This window comes from Agrobacterium tumefaciens, from assembly GCF_013337285.1.
GTDB lineage: Bacteria > Pseudomonadota > Alphaproteobacteria > Rhizobiales > Rhizobiaceae > Agrobacterium > Agrobacterium burrii.
The window spans coordinates 353734-371185 of record NZ_SUPW01000004.1 but is presented as its reverse complement, the minus strand read 5'-3'; the positions used below and the strand labels follow the sequence as shown (position 1 = coordinate 371185).

Here is a 17452-nt window from a genome sequence, read left to right as displayed (position 1 = left end):
GATGAAATTACAACTACGACCGGAGACATATCAATGTCGGTGTAGCTTTCACTTTCTCGCCTTGAACCCTCAGCAAGGCCTCTCAAACATTCAACGATGCAAACTTGCCAATTGGTCAGAGCTTTTAGTGTCCGCTCGCGCCTTATCGAGAACGTCGGCCCACCACTGCATCATCTTCACTCGCTCGTCCCAATATGTGGCCCGATTGTAGATACGTCTAACGGCCCGCGTATCGAGATGCGCAAGCTGAGCTTCGATAGCATCGATGCTGAACTCTCCAGACTCGTTCAATATGCTGCTGGCGGAAGAACGAAAGCCGTGCGCGGTATGCTGGGCCTCAGTCACCCCCATGCGCCGCAGAGCTGAATTCATGGAGTTCTCGGATAGAACCTTCTTGCCGGACATCATTGAAGGGAAGACATAGGGCTTATCGTCAAACAGCTCCTTCATCTCCGTGAGAACTTCCACTGCTTGTGTTGAAAGCGGCACATGATGCTCTCTGCGCATTTTGGTTTTCTGTGCGGGTATGGTCCAAACTAACTTATCAAAATCTAACTCCGTCCACTCCATCGAGCGCGTCTCACCGGGATGGGCAAAACACAAGGCTTGGATTTTCAATGCGGCAACCAAAGAAGGCCAGCCCTCGTAACCGTAAATCGCACGCATCAGGCCGCCCATCTCAGCCTTCGTCGTTAATGCGGCATGGTTGACCGGCACGTGGCGTTGGAGAGCCCCCCGTAGCGCCGACGTCGGGTCGTTCTCGGCCCTTGACGTTGCGATGGCATATCGGAACACACGACCAATGGCAGCGCGCGTTGCCAATGCACTTTCCACTCGCCCGCTCTTTTCGATGGTGGTCAACACCGCAAGAACATCACGCGCGGTAATCTGGGTGACCGGATAAGGTCCAAGCTTTGCTGCGAGATCCTTCAACATCCATTTATTCTTCGTGATGGTCGGCTCTGCACGCTTGTCGCGTTTCAGCTTCTCAATGAATTCATCCGCAATGACACCGGTCCAAACCTTCAGCCAGCTTCTTCTTGGCCTCGTCGCGCAATCGACGGGCATCCGCCAGCCCAACCGTTGGGTACGCCCCAATCGTAAGAGTTTTTCGCTTTCCGAAAAAATCGTAATCGAAGCGCCAAGACTTTCCCCCAGCAACCGAAATGTAGAGGTAAAGCCCCTTCTCATCAGACAGCTTGCACGGCTTGCTGTCGGCTTTGGCATTCTTAAACCTGAATGTCTGTCAGTGCCATTTTACGGTATCGGCTTCCCACCACGATGACGAATACCGTGATTTTTACCGACAAAATTGCTGGATGTCACTGCATACCGTTGCACGATCTTACGCGCACACGAGGCAAAAGCGCTGAAAAATCAGCGCTTGTTGGACGTCGTTGATCTTGTTGGAAAGGTCGCTGGAGCGGGTGAAGGGAATCGAACCCTCGTATTCAGCTTGGGAAGCTGCTGCTCTACCATTGAGCTACACCCGCACCGTGAAATAAGACATCGGACAGTTCGCATCGGGTGTCAAGCACCCGGCAGGCTCATTATTCCGCGCGGAAATGCTTGGAAAGTTTCAGGCCCTGCGCCTGATAGTTGGAGCCGAGGCCGCTGCCGTAGAGGCCCTCTGGTTTGTGCAGCATGTGCTCGTAAACCAGACGGCCGACGATCTGGCCGTGTTCGAGGATGAAGGGCACCTCGTGGCTGCGCACCTCCAGCACGGCGCGGCTGCCGGTGCCGCCGGCCTGCGCGTGGCCGAAGCCGGGATCGAAGAAGCCGGCGTAGTGCACGCGGAACTCGCCCACCAAGGGGTCGAAGGGGGTCATTTCAGCCGCGTAGAGCGGAGGAACGTGCACGGCTTCGCGCGAAACGAGAATGTAGAACTCATCCGGATCGAGGATCAGTTCGGCGCGGCCGCGCGCATAAAGCGGCTCCCAGAAATCGAGCACGTCGTGCTGGGCCTTTTTGTCGACATCCACCACCGCCGTGTGATGCTTGCCGCGATAGCCGATCAGCCCATTGTCGCCAAAACCCTTGAGATCGATGGAAAGGGCGATGCCGCCACCGGTGACGTTGGGCGTTTCGCTGGCAACCAGCGTTTCCGTCTCGTGCAGCTTCAGAAGCTCATTTTCGTTGAGCAGCGAATGGCCGATGCGGAAGCGGATCTGCGACAGGCGCGAGCCGCGGCGCACCACCACGGGGAAGGTGCGCGGGCTGATTTCCAGATAAAGCGGGCCGGCATATCCCGCCGGTATCTTGTCGAATTCCTGCGCGTTGTCGGTCATCACGCGGGTGAAAATATCGAGACGACCGGTCGAGCTTTTGGGATTGGCCGAAGCCGACATCTCCGCCGGCAGTTCCAGGCTTTCCATCAGCGGAACGATATAAACGCAACCGGTTTCCAGCACTGCGCCGTTGCTGAGGTCGATCTCGTGCAGGCTGAAGCGGTTGAGCTTGTCGATGACGCGGGTTCCAGGGCCGGGCATGAAGCTGGCGCGCACGCGATAGGCTTTTGAACCCAACCGCAGATCGAGGCTGGCGGGCTGCACCTGGTCAATATCGAGCTCGGCCTCGCTTTTCAGCTTGCCGCCCGCAAACAGCGCCCGGATAGCGCCATCCGCCAAAATGCCCGTGGTTCTCGTCATGGTCATCATTCCTTTTGACCGCGACAAAACCAAAAGGAAGGCATTGACGCAAGCGGGTAACGGCAGTATGGCAATCTTATCCCGTGGTGATTTGGCCGGTCGGCTTGCAGCCACGTTAAATAAGTGGCTAAAAAGACCGGGTGCTTGGAACCGGTCTGCTTTTGCGGCCGGTTTTTTTGTTTTGAAGGTGATCACATGAGCAATAAATGGCGCCCGGCAACCCAGCTCGTTCACGGCGGTACGCTACGCTCCCCCTATGGTGAAACGTCGGAAGCAATCTATCTGACCCAGGGTTTCGTCTACGAAAACTCCGAAGCCGCCGAAGCGCGCTTCAAGGGTGAAACGGACGGCTTCATCTACGCCCGTTATGCAAGCCCGACCAATGACATGTTCGAAAAGCGCATGTGCCTGCTGGAAGGTGCGGAAGATGCGCGCGCGCTTGCCTCCGGCATGGCCGCCGTCACCGCCGCCATCATGTGCCAGCTGCGCGCCGGCGACCATATCGTTGCCGCACGCGCCCTTTTCGGCTCCTGCCGCTGGGTGGTTGAGACGCTTGCTCCGAAATACGGCATCGAATGCACGCTGATCGACGGCCGCGATCTCGGCAATTGGGAAAAGGCGATCCAGCCGAACACCAAGTTGTTCTTCCTTGAAAGCCCGACCAATCCGACACTCGAAGTGGTGGATATTGCCGGCGTGGCAAAGCTTGCCAACCAGATTGGCGCCAAAGTCGTGGTCGATAATGTGTTTGCGACTCCGCTCTTCCAGAAGCCGCTCGAACTCGGCGCCCATATCGTGGTTTATTCGGCGACCAAACATATTGATGGTCAGGGCCGTTGCCTCGGCGGCGTGATCCTTTCCGACAAGAAGTGGATCGAGGAAGAGTTGCAGGACTATTTCCGCCACACCGGCCCGGCCATGTCGCCGTTCAACGCGTGGACGCTGCTGAAGGGCATCGAGACCCTGCCACTGCGCGTCAAACAGCAGACGGAAAATGCCGCAAAGATCGCCGATTTCCTCGCCGATAGCGGCAAGGTCGCCAAGGTCATCTATCCCGGCCGCGCCGATCACCCGCAGGCCGATATTATTGCGCGGCAGATGTCCGGCGGCTCGACACTGGTCGCTTTCGAACTGAAGGGTGGCAAGGATGCGGCTTTTGCGCTGCAGAACGCGCTGGAGATCGTCAAGATTTCCAACAATCTGGGCGATGCCAAGAGCCTGATCACCCACCCCGGCACCACGACGCACAAGAACCTTTCCGATGAGGCGCGCGCCGAACTGGGCATTTCCGGTGGAACCTTGCGTCTTTCCTGCGGTATCGAAGATACGAACGACCTGCTGGAAGATCTGGCGAAGGGGCTGGCAGCCGTTTCCGCCTGAAAATTCAATCCATAAGCGCCATGGCCCTACCCTGCGTCGGGCCATGGTGCAGCCGGCACCGCAAGGGGCAAAATCCTGTGGCGGGCAACCAATATTTACCTTTACCGTTATCCCTAACGGTGGAAAACGGCGCAACAACAGGTGGCGCCTGCCCGTCAAGCCATTCATTTTCTTGACGATCGCCAGAGCCTATAGTGTAGGATAATGGCAACAGGCATAATATCGAGGTGTGGCGCGTATGTATCGTGCTCTGACAAGGGATATCGAGGTAACGGTCGATCCGTATTATCTCGAAGAACAATCCGACCCGGATGACGATCGTTACGTCTGGGGCTATAAAGTCGTGATCTCGAACAACTCCGACATGACGGTGACACTCGTCAATCGCTATTGGCATATCACCGATCAAAACGGCCAGGTGGATGAAGTATACGGACCGGGCGTCGTCGGCGAGCAGCCGCACCTGAACCCCGGCGACAGCTATGAGTACTCCTCCGGCTGTCCGCTGGATACGCCTTCAGGCCTGATGTTCGGCCATTATGAAATGGAAACGGAAAAGGGCGAGGTGTTCAATGTCACCATACCCGCCTTTTCGCTGGATTCGCCCGGGCTTTTGCGGGTGTTGAACTGAGACTCCCGAGCAGTTGAGAAGCCGCACCTTTTAAAGGCGCGGCTTTTTAATTCAGACGTTTTCAAACTCGCTGACATCGTAGCGATAGGTGGTGGAGCAGAACTCGCAGGTCACCGCGATTGCGCCGTCTTCCTCACTCGCCTTGATCTCTTCAGCGGTGAAGCCGGACAGAACGCCCTTGATCTTGTCCCGCGAACAGCTGCAACGATCGAAAATGACCTGCGGATCATAGATGCGCACGCCACTCTCATGGAAAAGCCTGTAGAGCAGACGCTCCACCGGCACCTGCGGATCGGTCAACTCGTCGGTATCCACCGTGTTCAGCAGCGACACCGCCTCAGTCCAGGCATCGTCCTCCGCCACGTCGTAATTGCCCTCGTCGCCGTCGCCTCCGTGAAGGTCACGCATGCGCAGACGCTCCGGCGCCTGGGGCAGGAACTGGGCAATCACGCCGCCGGCACGCCAGCCATGGCGCGGCTTGCCTTCACCGTCACGGTCGAAGAACTCGGCAACGCCGAGGCGCACGCGGGTGGGAAGCTGTTCCGACTGGCGGAAATAAACCCCGGCGATTTCTTCCAGCGACGAGCCATCCAGCGGCACGATACCCTGATAGGGCTGCATACCCATACCCTGATCGATCGTGAATGCCAGAATGCCGGTGCCCAGCAATTGTTCGGGCGAGGTGGCGTCGGCAGCGATTGCCTCGGCCAGTCGCTCTTCGTCAAAACGGGCATAGGCGCGCATGCTCTCGGGCGCGGTAAAATCCGCCACCAGAAGATCAACCGGGCCGTCTCCCTTGGTCTGAACGGTCAGCTTGCCGGAAAACTTCAGGGATGTGCCGATCAGCGCCGTCAGAACCGTCGCTTCCGCCAGCAGGCGGGCGACCACCGTGGGATAGTCGTGCCGTTCGAGGATGGCGTTCAGCAGCGGCCCGACCTGCACGGCGCGGCCGCGCACATCAAGACCTTCGACCTGAAAGGGTACGACCTTGTCGTCGCCAGCAAGAACGAGATCGTCCAGTTCAACCGTTACATCTGCCATATCATAACTCCCTGGCGCAGCCGTTGCGCCGCTACCGTCCAAAAGTCCGGCTTTTTGAATGTGCTTTTTTCGCTTGTCGCACAGAGATCCGGGAAGCGAAACCGCCTCCGGGGGAAATCGTGCAAATCTTGATGATGGCCCGCCAGCAAAAAACCGACGAGCCTCTTCGAAGTCCCACAAATGGTAATGTATGCGGCCAAGTTCAAGCACCCGGCCAAGCGTCGGTCGAAACCGGCGCTGGTCGTCAGATGACGCCCATGCACCAGGCGATAACGGACTTCTGTGCATGGAGCCGGTTTTCCGCCTCATCGAAGACCACCGATTGCGGCCCGTCGATGACGCCATCCGTCACTTCCTCGCCACGATGCGCCGGCAGGCAGTGCATGAACAGCGCATCCTTATCAGCCTTGGCCATCAGCGCTTCATTCACCTGATACGGCTGGAAGATGTTGTGGCCGCGCGCCTTGTGTTCCTGATTCATGGACACCCAGGTGTCGGTGACGATACAATCAGCCCCGGCAACCGCCTTGTCGGCATCATGATAAAGCGCGATCTCGCCGCCATTGTTGCGCGCCCAGTTCAGGAACTTGTCGTGCGGCTCAGACCCCATGGGTACCGCCATATTCATGCGGTAACCGAAGCGGGCCGAGCCTTCAACGAAAGAATGCAGCACGTTATTGCCGTCACCGGTCCAGGCAATTGTCTTGCCTTTGACCGGGCCGCGATGTTCCTCGAACGTCAATATGTCCGCCATGATCTGGCAGGGATGGGTGTCATCCGTCAGGCCGTTGATAACAGGCACGGTCGCGTGTTCGGCAAGCTCAAGCAGGCGCGAATGATCCGTGGTGCGGATCATGATGGCGTCGACATAACGCGACAGTACCTTGGCCGTATCGCCGATCGTTTCGGCGCGGCCGAGCTGCATTTCCGTGCCCGACAGGAAGAGTGTTTCGCCGCCGAGCTGGCGCATGCCGACATCAAAGGAGACGCGGGTGCGGGTGGACGGCTTTTCAAAGATCATCGCCAGCATCTTGCCGGCAAGCGGCTTTTCAGCCGTGCCGGCCTTGGTGGCAATCTTGCGCGTGTGCGCATCATCAAGAATCGCCCGCAAATCCTCCGACCCGACGGCCGAAAGGTCTAGAAAATGTTTTGGTGAAGCCATTTCAAACAGTCCCATGCTCGCGAGCCTCCGGAAAGAGGCCCGCCCTTGATTGGTTTCAGGCGATTTTCGCCTGTTTCGCTGTCAGGGAGGCGGCAGCCGCTTCCACTCGCGCCAGCCCTTCGCGGGCCTCTTCCGCCGTGGTGACGAGCGGCGGCAGAAGACGGATGACATTGTCACCTGCCGGCACGCCGAGCAGGTGCTCCGCGCGCATGGCCTGCAGCAAATCGCCCGAAGGAACCTTCGCCTTGATGCCCATCAACAGGCCTTCGCCACGGATTTCCTCGATCACATCAGGATAACGATCCTTGAGCGACGCCAGCCCCTGACGGAAGACCAGCGCGACATCACGAACCTTTTCCAGAAAACCGTCGGCCAGAACGACATCCAGCACGGCATTGCCAACCGCCATAGCCAGCGGATTGCCGCCATAGGTGGTGCCGTGCACACCGGCCGTCATGCCAGAGGCGGCGTCCGCTGTCGCAAGGCAGGCCCCTAGCGGGAAACCGCCGCCGATACCCTTGGCAACCGCCATGATATCCGGCGCAACGCCGGTCTGCTCATAGGCAAACAGCTTACCTGTGCGGCCGACACCTGTCTGGACTTCATCAAAAATCAGGAGCAGGCCGTGCTCGTCGCACAATCCACGCAGGATTTGCAGGAATTCCTTGCTCGGCGCGCGAATACCGCCCTCGCCCTGAATAGGCTCGATCAAAAGCGCCGCCGTCTCAGTCGTGATGGCGGCCTTCAAGGCATCGATATCGGCGAAAGGAACCTGATCGAAACCTTCGACCTTGGGGCCAAAACCTTCGAGATATTTTTGCTGACCGCCGGCAGCGATCGTCGCCAGCGTGCGGCCATGGAAGGCGCCTTCGAAGGTGACGATGCGGAACTTTTCCGGATGACCCTTTGAATAATGATAACGGCGCGCCGTCTTGATGGCGCATTCCAGCGCTTCAGCACCGGAATTGGTGAAGAACACCTTGTCTGCGAAGGTTGCCTCCGTCAGCCGCTTGGCGAGCTTTTCCTGCCCCGGTACTTCATAAAGGTTCGAGACGTGCCAGACCTTCTCGGCCTGCGTCTTGATTGCTTCCACGAGGTGCGGATGGGCGTGGCCCAGCGAATTGACCGCAACACCGGCTGCAAAATCCAGATATCGTTCGCCACTCTCCGTGAACAGCCAGACGCCTTCACCGCGCTCAAAGCGCAGGGGGGCTCTTGAAAACGTATCAAACAATGGCGCGCCGGCTTCGGCCATGGCTGTATCACTCCTTGCGCGGATGCGCTGTCATAAGGTTGTCAATAGGCTCGCGGGGTTATCCCTCGCCTGAAAATCAAAAATGCCGCCTCGCGGCGGCAGGGGCACTATTGTCAGTTCGTTTGCCGATGTCAACAAAAGTCCGCGTTTCCCGGGCTTCTCAAGCACTAGTAGGCAGCCGCCAGAGAGCCCCAAGGTGTTGCCTTTCTGACTCAACACCCCAGCAAGTTGGGGAAAACCGGAAAATCGATTCCAGATGATTCCCGCGACTCTTGCCACGGAGTCGGGCTGGCACTAGGTTAATCGCTAATTACTAGACTGCATTGCGGCGGAACTAGTCACCTAAAATCCGGTAGGAACCACGCTTGCGGCACACCCGCGAGACGGAGATGGATTCTGCCGAAATATACGCGACAAGCGGAGAAGCGGCATGAACTGGACAGACGAGCGGGTCGAGAAACTCAAGAAATTGTGGGCCGAAGGACTTAGCGCCAGCCAGATAGCAGCACAGCTGGGCGGCGTCAGCCGTAATGCCGTGATTGGCAAGGTCCACCGTCTCAATCTGCCGGGACGCGTCAAGGCTGGCGGACCGGTCACTTCGGCACGCTCCGCGCCCAAGCGCACAGCAGCACCTGCCCCGCGCGCGACAAATTTCGCGGGCCGCGTCAACGCGGCGCCGGCCCGAATTCTCACCCGTTCGAACGCGGCAACAGCGCTGCACGAAGAAATCGGCATCGAGACCGCCGAAGTACTCGACTACGTTCCTTCTTCCAGAAATGTCGTTACGCCGATTTCCCGTCGCCTGACGCTGACGGAACTGACGGAGCGCACCTGCAAGTGGCCGGTCGGTGACCCGCTGAAGGATGACTTCCACTTCTGCGGTTGCGAAGCGCTGGAATCCTCGCCCTATTGCAAGTTCCATGCGAAGCTCGCTTATCAGCCGGTCAGTGAGCGCCGTAAGGCTTGAGTGTTGCGGCACGCATTCAGCACTCAAAAACTACGGGCCTTCTGGCCCGTTTTTTTTGACAAAATCAGGCCGGTTGGGAAATACGCCAGTGGCGCGCCTGACCGTTTCCTCCATCACCGCCGTGCCTTGCCACACAATCCGGATACCGGGCGGGCCGTCGATTGCCCGTTCAACGGATGGAGTTTCATTTTTAGGGAATGTTCAAAACCGAAAGGCCCGAAACCGGAATGGTGTCGGGCCTTTTGATTTTTGGTCGGATTTTGTGCTCACTGAAGCTGTAAACCCGGCTTCGCTCAAGCTTCCATCGAATACCCGGCACCGCGGACGGTGCGGATGACATCCTGCATGTGCGAAAAATTAAGCGCCTTGCGTAGGCGTCCAACGTGAACGTCAACGGTGCGCTCATCGACATAGATATCATGACCCCAGACGCCGTCCAGCAACTGCGAGCGGGAGAACACCCGACCCGGAGATGTCATCAGGAATTCCAGCAGGCGGAATTCCGTCGGCCCAAGACGGACTTCGCGGCTTTTGCGGTGAACGCGATGGGTTTCGCGATCCAGTTCGATATCGCCGCATTTCAGCACCGATGAAAGAACCTCGGGGCGGGCGCGACGCAGCATCGCTTTGACCCGGGCCATAAGTTCCGGTGTCGAAAACGGCTTGACGACATAATCGTCGGCGCCGGTGGCAAGACCGCGCACCCGCTCGCTTTCTTCGCCGCGCGCCGTTAGCATGATGATGGGCAGGCGTTCGGTTTCGGGCCGCATTCTCAGGCGCCGGCACAGCTCGATGCCGGAAACGCCGGGCAACATCCAGTCCAGGATGAGAAGATCCGGAATACGCTCCTGCAGCCTGATTTCCGCCTCGTCCCCACGGGGTATCGTGTCGACGTCATATCCCTCAGCCTCGAGATTGTAACGAAGGAGGACGCTCAACGCTTCCTCGTCTTCCACAACTGCAATCTTGGGCACCATATGCTGAACTCCGCAAGCTTCTGCTTGTCTGTTATTCGGTCACAGAACCGAGTGTGTTGGAACTATCGTCCTTCGGACGCTCGCCCTCCGGCTGGCTGCCGGTGGCCATGTAATAAATTGTCTCAGCGATATTCGTCGCATGATCGCCGATACGCTCAATGTTCTTGGCGCAGAACAAGAGGTGCGTGCAGGTGGTGATGTTGCGCGGATCTTCCATCATGTAAGTCAGAAGCTCACGGAAGAGCGACGTGTACATGGCGTCGATTTCCTCGTCACGCTCGCGGATGGCGTTGGCCTTCTCGGCGGAACGCGTGGAATAGACGTCAAGTACTTCCTTGAGCTGCACCAGCGCCAGTTCCGACAGATGTTCGAGACCGCGGGCAAGCTTGCGTGGCACGCCGGTGCCGGCAACCGCGATAACGCGCTTGGCAGTGTTCTTGCCAAGGTCGCCGACGCGCTCGAGATCGCCGGCAATACGCAGCGTGCCGATGATTTCGCGAAGATCGGCCGCGACAGGCTGCCGTCTGGCGATGGTGATGATGGCCTTGTCGCCGATCTCGCGCTCGGAATGATCGAGGATCGCGTCGTCGGAAATAACCTTCTGCGCCAGCGCAGCGTCGGAATTGACCAGTGCGCGCACGGCATCCGCGCACATCTGCTCGGCAAGACCGCCCATTTCGGCGATGCGGCGGGTCAGGAACTTCAATTCGTCGTCATAAGCGGACAGAATATGCGAATGGGTCGTTGTCTGTGTCATGGTCTAATCCTCCGGCTTGGCCTTCATGCACGTACACGCCAGCGGGGCACGGCAAAGGCACCAGTCTTGTTCGGTTTCGATAAAGCGCCGGCCGGAAATCAGCCGAAGCGGCCCATGATGTAGTCCTGCGTGCGCTGGTCGTCCGGATTGGTGAACATCTTGTCCGTTTCGTTTTCTTCGACAAGATGACCAAGGTGGAACATGGCGGTCCGCTGGGAAACACGTGCTGCCTGCTGCATGGAGTGCGTGACGATAACGATCGTATAGTTGGCGCGCAGTTCGTGGATCAGTTCCTCGACCTTGGCGGTTGCGATCGGATCGAGCGCCGAGCAGGGCTCATCCATCAGGATAACTTCCGGGCTGACGGCAACCGCGCGCGCAATACACAGACGCTGCTGCTGACCACCGGAAAGGCCGGTGCCGGATTCATGCAGTCGGTCCTTGACCTCATTCCACAAACCAGCCTTCTGCAGGCTCTGTTCGACGATCTGGTCCATATCCGCCTTGTTGCGGGCAAGACCGTGGATGCGCGGGCCGTAGGAGATGTTCTCGTAAATCGTCTTCGGGAACGGGTTCGGCTTCTGGAACACCATGCCGACGCGGGCACGCAATTCCACGACGTCGATCGCCTGGTCGTAGATATCGTCGGTGTCGAGGGTGATCTTGCCGGTGACCCGGCAGCCATCGATCGTGTCGTTCATGCGATTCAAGGTGCGCAGGAAGGTGGATTTACCGCAACCGGACGGACCGATGAGCGCAGTCACCGTGTTCTCGCGGACATTGAGGTTAACGTCGTAAAGCGCGCGCTTTTCGCCGTAAAAAACCGAAACGTCCTTGCCGATCATCTTGTATGTAACTTCATTCATTTTCTTGTCCAGCGCCTTTTCAACTGCTGCTTCCGACAACATGTTCATTGCTCAATCTCCCTCTACCAACGCCGTTCGAAGCGGCGACGCAACAGGATTGCGCCAACATTCATGACGATGAGGAACAAAAGCAGGATGATGATAGCGCCGGATGTTCTTTCGACAAAGGCACGTTCAGCTTCGTTCGCCCACATGTAAATCTGCACCGGCAGCGCCGTGGACGGGTCCATCGGCGTTGTCGGATAGTTCGCGACGAATGCCACCATGCCGATCAAGAGCAGCGGCGCCGTTTCGCCCAGCGCATGGGCGAGGCCGATGATGGTACCGGTCAGAATGCCCGGCATGGCAAGCGGCAGGACATGATGGAAGATCGTCTGCATCTTCGAGGCGCCAAGACCGAGTGCTGCAGCGCGGATCGACGGCGGCACGGCCTTCAAAGCGGCGCGGGTCGCGATGATGATCGTTGGCAACGTCATCAGCGTCAGGACGAGGCCGCCGACCAGAGAGGCCGAGCGCGGAAAGCCCATGAAGTTGATAAAGACGGAAAGGCCAAGCAGACCGTAGACGATCGAGGGAACAGCCGCCAGATTGTTGATGTTCACTTCGATAAGGTCAGTCAGGCGGTTCTTCGGGGCGAATTCCTCGAGATAGATCGAGGCTGCGACACCGATCGGCAGCGAAAGCACCAGCACGATCATCATCATGTAGAAGGAGCCGATGAGGGCAACGCCGACACCCGCCGCTTCCGGACGGCTCGAATTGCCGTTGACGAAGATGCCGGTATTGAAATGCTTGCCGAGCTGGCCGCTTTCAGCGAGCTGGTTCATCCAGCCGAGCTGCTGGTTCGAGATACGGCGGTTGGCTTCATCCACCGTCAGATCGACCTGGCCCTTGAAGGCGCTGTCGACATCGCCCGATGCCAGAAGCGTGACAGTGCGCGTGGTACCGATGACGGCAGGATCAGCAATGACGATGTCGCGCAGCTGGGTGCGGACGCTGTCGGAGATCATGACGTTAACGGCGCGAAGTCCGGCCCGGTCCGTTGGCGCGACGCCGAGAACCTTGGCGACCGCATCGCGGGCGAGGACGGGATAATTGGCCGTCATCAGCTTTGCGGGATTTGCGGCCCGTTCATTCTTCGGATCGATGATCTGTTCGGAAAATTCTACCGGAACGGTGATCATCGTCTGCTGGAAGGCGGTGTATCCTTTGGATACAACCGAAAAGAGCAGAAGAAACAGGAAGATAAGGCCGAACGAGATAGCTGCCATTCCATAAGCACGGAAACGGCGTTCGGCGGCGTAGCGGCGCTTGATGCCGATATCACGGCGCGTGGCCCGGTTCGCGGCGGCAGCGCCGGTTGTGGGAGAAACGATGTCGGTCATTCATATTGCTCCCGGTATTTGCGCACAATGTAAAGCGCGTAGATATTCAGGCAAAGCGTGATGGCGAAAAGCGTGATGCCCAGTGCGAAGGCGACCAGCGTCTGCGGCGAGGTGAATTCAAGGTCGCCGGTCAGCTGGCTGACGATCTTGACCGTCACGGTGGTCATGGGTTCGAAGGGGTTGATCTGCAGGCGGGCAGCAACGCCGGCGGCAAGAACCACGATCATGGTTTCGCCGATCGCACGCGACGCCGTCATCAGCACAGCACCGACGATGCCGGGAAGTGCCGCGGGAACAATGACCCTCTTGATGGTTTCAGAGCGCGTGGCACCGAGACCGAGAGAGCCGTCGCGCAGCGAGCGCGGTACGGCGGTGATGATATCGTCCGACAGCGAAGAGACATAGGGGATCAGCATGATGCCCATGACGAAGCCGGCGGTGATAACGCTCTGCGCCTGGATGAAGTTGGCGTAGTTACCGGTCGCGATGCCGCTGATCTGCGTGGAAATGTCTCGCAGGAAAGGACCGACCGTCGTCAACGCAAAGAAGCCATAGACGATCGTCGGAATACCGGCGAGCACCTCGAGCAGCGGCTTGACCACGGAGCGAACGCGCGGCGTCGCGTATTCCGACATGTAGATCGCCGCGAACAGTCCGACCGGCACGGCGACCACCATGGCGACGAGACCGATATAGAGCGTGCCGGCGAGCAGCGGGATCAGACCGAACTGGCCGGAGGAATCCGTTGAGCCAGCCGCCGCAAAACGCGGATCCCACACCGTTCCGAAGAAGAACTGGTGTGCCGGAACCATGTTGAAGAACTGGATGGCTTCCGTCAGCATCGACAGGACGATACCGATCGTCGTCAAAATCGCGATAGACGATGCGACGAGCAGAGAGGCAAGAATGACCCTTTCGACCTTGTTTCGCGCCCGGAAGCGCGGAGCGATCGAACGCAGCGCATAAGCGGCGCCACCGAACGCGGCCGCCAGCACGACGGCGATCATCGCAATGCGGCTGGTGGAGGTCATTGCATTCAGCGTGTGGGCGGCCTCGATCATGAAGCGTTCGGGATCGCCGGCAATCGCCACACCCTTCGATGCCAGAAGCGGCCTTACCGCAGCCGTATCCGCATCGACCTGCGCGGTTTCTTCCGTTGTCAGGCGCTGAAGACCACGGGCGATGGAGCTCACCATGCCGTAGGTCAGGCTCTGCTGCGCCTCGGACTGGGCACGCACGTCTTCAGGGAAATCGCCTCGTACCGCCGAAGTGACGACCAACGGGCTGATAACAAGCCAGATACAGAGAATGAACGCCGCGGGCAGCACCGCCCAGACGACAGCGTAAGAACCGTGATAACCGGCACGGGAATGCATGCTGGAGGGACGCCCGCCAGACAAAGCAATGGCGCGGCGGCTACCGAGCAGATAACTGCCGATGCCGATCAGCGCCAGTATCAGCAAAAGGATCGATGTGTTCATTAGAATTCCCTCGGCGTGCCTCAAGAGCACGGTGCGATATCGGGCAAATCAAAAAGTCATCAAAACGAGACCGCTGGACCATCCAGAGATGCCTGCCTTTTGACTGTATCAAAGTCTGGCAAGCGTCAAGGTTGATACATCCTATCCATCTGTAATCCATAAACAATTATGTGGATGGCGATGAATCGGAACTGTCAACCGGAGACAATCGCCGAAGCGGAGAGGCACCGGGCGGAACAAGGGGCGCGGCAAGCCGCGCCCCTCATTTTTATTACATGGAAGCGCCGGCCGTGAACTTGGCGCGGATTTCTTCGCGCTCCTTGTCCGGAGCGGCAACCAGGCCGTAGTTGGCGAGCGGGGACTCAGGGCCGATCATCGCGTCAGAAACGAAGAATTCGACATATTCCTTGAGGCCCGGGATAACGCCCAGGTGAGCCTTCTTCACGTAGAAGAACAGCGGGCGCGAAACCGGGTACTTGCCGCTGGCAACGGTTTCCGTGGACGGAACGACGCCCGAAACGGTTGCAACCTTCAGACGGTCAGCGTTGTTTTCATAGAAAGCAAGGCCGAAAACGCCGAGGCCGGTCTTGTTGGCGTCGATGCGGGCCAGCGTTTCGGTGTAGTCGCCGTCGATGTCGACTGCAGCGCCGTCCTTGCGGACTGCAACGCACTTTGCAGCAGCCTGCTTGGCATCGGTAACAATCTTCTTGATGGCGTCGGTGGCGCCGGCTTCCTTGCAGCCGTCAGCCATGATCTTCTCTTCGAAGACTTCGCGGGTGCCGTGCTTGGAACCCGGGATGTAAGCGGCGATCGCTACATCAGGCAGTTCCTTGTTGACTTCCGACCACTTCTTGTTGGGGTTGGCAACGAGCTTGCCGTCCTTGACGATTTCAGCGGCGAGCGCAAGGTACAGGTCCTTCGGCTCAAGCTTGATGTCCTTGTTGGAAGAGTCCATTGCGAAGACGATACCGTCGTAACCGATCTTCACTTCCTGAACGTCGGCAACGCCAGCAGCCTTACAGGCGGCCAGTTCGTCGCTCTTGATCGGGCGCGAAGCGTTGGCGATGTCGATGGTGCCTTCACCAACGCCGGAGCAGAACGCCTTCAGACCACCGCCCGTGCCGCCGGACTCAACAACCGGAGCCTTGAAGTTCGGGAAGGTTTCGGCAAAGGTTTCAGCAACGATCTTGGCATAGGGCAGAACCGTGGAAGAACCGGCAACCTGGATCTGGTCGCGAGCAGCGGCGGCGCCAGCGAAGGCGACAGAAGCCACCAGAGCTGCTGCGGAAAATTTAAGGATGTTCATTTGTCTCTCCCGTCGTGGGCTTGTTTGTGGACGCGGCCGATAGCGGCACTCGCTCAAAGCATGCGCTCGGCGATCTTTTCTTAACCACCGTAGCCACATCCTTTTATGTCACTTCCGTGAAAGATTTGTGACAGTCTAAATTATTGATTTAATTTATAGAATTTTACGACATTAAAAGCAGACAGATATTTTATGTCAGAATCTGACCGTGAAGTCCGTGCCGTTGCCCAATTCCGATTTAATGATGAGGCGAGCGCGGTGGCGGGTGAGGATGTGCTTGACGATGGCAAGCCCCAGACCCGTTCCCTTTTTGGAGCGGCTATCGGCGACACTGACGCGATAAAACCGCTCCGTCAGACGCGGCACATGTTCGGCGGGAATGCCTGGCCCCTTGTCGATGACGCTCACTTCCACCGGCTTGCCGGGTTCGGCGCGCAGCCAGACATCCACGACCTTGCCCTCCTGCCCATATTTACAGGCATTTTCAACGAGGTTCTGAAATACCTGCACCAGTTCGTCGCGGTCGCCCTGTACTTCCGCCGGCCGGTCGGGCAGATGCAGGGTGATCTCGACATCCAGTTCATTGGCGAGCGGCAACAGCGCGTCCCGTACATGACCGATCACCGAGACCAGATCGACCTTCTGGTCCGGCGCGATATTCGCTCGCAGCTCCAGCCGTGAAAGCGACATCAGATCATCCACCAGCCTGCTCATGCGGGTTGCCTGATCCAGCATGATGGCGAGGAAACGTTCCTGTGCTTTCGGGTCGTTGCGAGCCGGACCCTGCATGGTTTCGATGAATCCGCGCAGCGAGGCGAGCGGCGTGCGCAATTCATGGCTGGCATTGGCGACGAAGTCGCTGCGCATCCGGTCGATGCGGCGAAGCTCCGACACATCGCGGAACGACAATATGTAAAATGGCGGGCCGGCCACCTCCCCCGCATCCGCACGGGCAATGCGAACGATGAAGACCCGCTCGGATGGAAAACGCTCCGAATGCTCGACCTGATTGGGCTGGCCGGTGGTGATGGTTTCGCGGATGACATCCAGCAGGCCCGGAGATCGCAGGCGGGCGGAAATATGCGCGCCGGGCGGAAGCTGGCCGAAAGCCCGTTCCGCCGCACCGTTCTGAAACAGCACGCTGGCATTCTTGTCGAGAATGAAGACCGGCGTATCCAGCACCGCAAGGCCAGCCCTGACGCCGGAAATGACACTCTCCGCCGGCGCTTCCGGTTCATCCGTTTCCGCAACGGCAGTTTCATCCGTCTTCGGGCCCACCGGCCGCTCCCGAACGGCCAGAATGGCGATGATGGCGCAGAGCCAAAGGACGGCCGGCATATAGGGCGTATGCAGTTCCGAAACGGCCACGATGGCCAGCATGCTGACGACGAGAACGGGCAACCAGTTTCGGCCAAGCTTTCGTCCCAAAAGCTTTAATCCACGATCGCCTTCCATGACTGCCATTTCAGCCTGCTTTCCACTTTCACCTGACAGCGCATCGAATTCTCATAGGCCAGCTTCATGACAGAGATTCATCACCGCGCATTTTTCACAACGTATATGCGCAAAATCTGTGCCGCAATCGTCGCCGATGCC

The 17452-nt window shown here is 58.5% G+C and carries 16 protein-coding genes, 1 tRNA gene and 1 riboswitch; of the genes, 3 read left to right on the top strand and 14 right to left on the bottom strand.

The window, feature by feature from the left end:
• Positions 1-90: 90 nt before the first annotated feature.
• The 4 genes from FCH38_RS23640 to FCH38_RS14675 form a co-directional block, all read right to left on the bottom strand.
• Complete coding sequence (locus FCH38_RS23640) at positions 91-1068, bottom strand: tyrosine-type recombinase/integrase (RefSeq protein WP_371418871.1); 978 nt, start codon at positions 1066-1068, stop codon at positions 91-93.
• Positions 998-1168, bottom strand: a complete 171-nt coding sequence (locus tag FCH38_RS23490; RefSeq protein ID WP_336510802.1) for an Arm DNA-binding domain-containing protein — start codon at positions 1166-1168, stop codon at positions 998-1000. Before FCH38_RS23490 ends, FCH38_RS23640 begins: the two co-directional genes overlap by 71 nt.
• Positions 1169-1419: 251 nt before the next feature.
• Positions 1420-1493, bottom strand: a tRNA-Gly gene (locus tag FCH38_RS14680).
• A gap of 57 nt (positions 1494-1550) precedes the next feature.
• Positions 1551-2648 (bottom strand): 2'-deoxycytidine 5'-triphosphate deaminase, encoded by a 1098-nt coding sequence (locus FCH38_RS14675; protein ID WP_149898478.1) that lies wholly within the window; start codon positions 2646-2648, stop codon positions 1551-1553.
• A 73-nt stretch (positions 2649-2721) separates the two neighbouring features.
• Positions 2722-2800: riboswitch (SAM riboswitch) on the top strand.
• A gap of 43 nt (positions 2801-2843) precedes the next feature.
• Here FCH38_RS14675 and FCH38_RS14670 point away from each other — a divergent pair.
• Entirely contained in the window at positions 2844-4028 is a 1185-nt protein-coding gene (locus FCH38_RS14670) for an O-succinylhomoserine sulfhydrylase (RefSeq protein ID WP_174374185.1), read from the top strand.
• A gap of 238 nt (positions 4029-4266) precedes the next feature.
• The gene (gene apaG, locus FCH38_RS14665) at positions 4267-4659 is read left to right on the top strand and encodes a Co2+/Mg2+ efflux protein ApaG (RefSeq protein WP_046799401.1); all 393 of its coding nucleotides are present in this window, start codon (positions 4267-4269) and stop codon (positions 4657-4659) included.
• A gap of 51 nt (positions 4660-4710) precedes the next feature.
• Here the strand turns inward: apaG and FCH38_RS14660 are convergent, their stop codons facing one another.
• From FCH38_RS14660 to FCH38_RS14650, 3 genes are all read right to left on the bottom strand, one after another.
• Positions 4711-5700, bottom strand: coding sequence for an Hsp33 family molecular chaperone (locus tag FCH38_RS14660; RefSeq protein WP_149898476.1), 990 nt, complete (start codon positions 5698-5700; stop codon positions 4711-4713).
• Between the two features lie 244 nt (positions 5701-5944).
• Positions 5945-6862: an ornithine carbamoyltransferase gene (gene argF, locus FCH38_RS14655; RefSeq protein ID WP_149898475.1), complete on the bottom strand. Its 918-nt coding sequence runs from the start codon at positions 6860-6862 to the stop codon at positions 5945-5947.
• Between the two features lie 55 nt (positions 6863-6917).
• Positions 6918-8117, bottom strand: coding sequence for an aspartate aminotransferase family protein (locus FCH38_RS14650; RefSeq protein ID WP_153515148.1), 1200 nt, complete (start codon positions 8115-8117; stop codon positions 6918-6920).
• A gap of 430 nt (positions 8118-8547) precedes the next feature.
• Here FCH38_RS14650 and FCH38_RS14645 point away from each other — a divergent pair, with 430 nt between their 5' ends.
• Positions 8548-9084: a GcrA family cell cycle regulator gene (locus FCH38_RS14645; protein WP_149898472.1), complete on the top strand. Its 537-nt coding sequence runs from the start codon at positions 8548-8550 to the stop codon at positions 9082-9084.
• Positions 9085-9377: 293 nt separating this feature from the next.
• Here the strand turns inward: FCH38_RS14645 and phoB are convergent, their stop codons facing one another.
• From phoB to phoR, 7 genes are all read right to left on the bottom strand, one after another.
• Positions 9378-10061 carry a phosphate regulon transcriptional regulator PhoB gene (gene phoB, locus FCH38_RS14640; protein WP_003493692.1) on the bottom strand — a complete coding sequence of 228 codons (684 nt, stop codon included), beginning with the start codon at positions 10059-10061 and terminating at the stop codon, positions 9378-9380.
• Between the two features lie 31 nt (positions 10062-10092).
• Positions 10093-10818: a phosphate signaling complex protein PhoU gene (phoU, locus tag FCH38_RS14635; RefSeq protein ID WP_174374184.1), complete on the bottom strand. Its 726-nt coding sequence runs from the start codon at positions 10816-10818 to the stop codon at positions 10093-10095.
• Between the two features lie 98 nt (positions 10819-10916).
• A complete protein-coding gene (gene pstB, locus FCH38_RS14630) occupies positions 10917-11732 on the bottom strand; it encodes a phosphate ABC transporter ATP-binding protein PstB (RefSeq protein ID WP_149898471.1) in 816 nt (271 codons plus the stop codon).
• 14 nt (positions 11733-11746) lie between these two features.
• Entirely contained in the window at positions 11747-13069 is a 1323-nt protein-coding gene (gene pstA, locus FCH38_RS14625) for a phosphate ABC transporter permease PstA (RefSeq protein ID WP_153515150.1), read from the bottom strand.
• Positions 13066-14550, bottom strand: a complete 1485-nt coding sequence (pstC, locus tag FCH38_RS14620; RefSeq protein ID WP_153515151.1) for a phosphate ABC transporter permease subunit PstC — start codon at positions 14548-14550, stop codon at positions 13066-13068. Before pstC ends, pstA begins: the two co-directional genes overlap by 4 nt.
• 271 nt (positions 14551-14821) lie before the next feature.
• Positions 14822-15856 carry a substrate-binding domain-containing protein gene (locus FCH38_RS14615; protein WP_149898468.1) on the bottom strand — a complete coding sequence of 345 codons (1035 nt, stop codon included), beginning with the start codon at positions 15854-15856 and terminating at the stop codon, positions 14822-14824.
• A 195-nt stretch (positions 15857-16051) separates the two neighbouring features.
• A complete protein-coding gene (gene phoR, locus FCH38_RS14610; protein ID WP_153515152.1) occupies positions 16052-17320 on the bottom strand; it encodes a phosphate regulon sensor histidine kinase PhoR in 1269 nt (422 codons plus the stop codon).
• Positions 17321-17452: the final 132 nt, after the last annotated feature.

Coding starts and splice junctions, on each gene's coding strand:
- FCH38_RS14675 (WP_149898478.1), bottom strand. CDS start 2,648: ATGACGAGAACCACGGGCATTTTGGCGGATGGCGCTATCCGGGCGCTG.
- FCH38_RS14660 (WP_149898476.1), bottom strand. CDS start 5,700: ATGGCAGATGTAACGGTTGAACTGGACGATCTCGTTCTTGCTGGCGAC.
- FCH38_RS14670 (WP_174374185.1), top strand. CDS start 2,844: ATGAGCAATAAATGGCGCCCGGCAACCCAGCTCGTTCACGGCGGTACG.
- FCH38_RS23640 (WP_371418871.1), bottom strand. CDS start 1,068: ATGCCCGTCGATTGCGCGACGAGGCCAAGAAGAAGCTGGCTGAAGGTT.
- FCH38_RS14645 (WP_149898472.1), top strand. CDS start 8,548: ATGAACTGGACAGACGAGCGGGTCGAGAAACTCAAGAAATTGTGGGCC.
- phoB (WP_003493692.1), bottom strand. CDS start 10,061: ATGGTGCCCAAGATTGCAGTTGTGGAAGACGAGGAAGCGTTGAGCGTC.
- pstA (WP_153515150.1), bottom strand. CDS start 13,069: ATGACCGACATCGTTTCTCCCACAACCGGCGCTGCCGCCGCGAACCGG.
- FCH38_RS14650 (WP_153515148.1), bottom strand. CDS start 8,117: ATGGCCGAAGCCGGCGCGCCATTGTTTGATACGTTTTCAAGAGCCCCC.
- pstC (WP_153515151.1), bottom strand. CDS start 14,550: ATGAACACATCGATCCTTTTGCTGATACTGGCGCTGATCGGCATCGGC.
- argF (WP_149898475.1), bottom strand. CDS start 6,862: ATGGCTTCACCAAAACATTTTCTAGACCTTTCGGCCGTCGGGTCGGAG.
- pstB (WP_149898471.1), bottom strand. CDS start 11,732: ATGAACATGTTGTCGGAAGCAGCAGTTGAAAAGGCGCTGGACAAGAAA.
- FCH38_RS14615 (WP_149898468.1), bottom strand. CDS start 15,856: ATGAACATCCTTAAATTTTCCGCAGCAGCTCTGGTGGCTTCTGTCGCC.
- apaG (WP_046799401.1), top strand. CDS start 4,267: ATGTATCGTGCTCTGACAAGGGATATCGAGGTAACGGTCGATCCGTAT.
- phoR (WP_153515152.1), bottom strand. CDS start 17,320: ATGGCAGTCATGGAAGGCGATCGTGGATTAAAGCTTTTGGGACGAAAG.
- phoU (WP_174374184.1), bottom strand. CDS start 10,818: ATGACACAGACAACGACCCATTCGCATATTCTGTCCGCTTATGACGAC.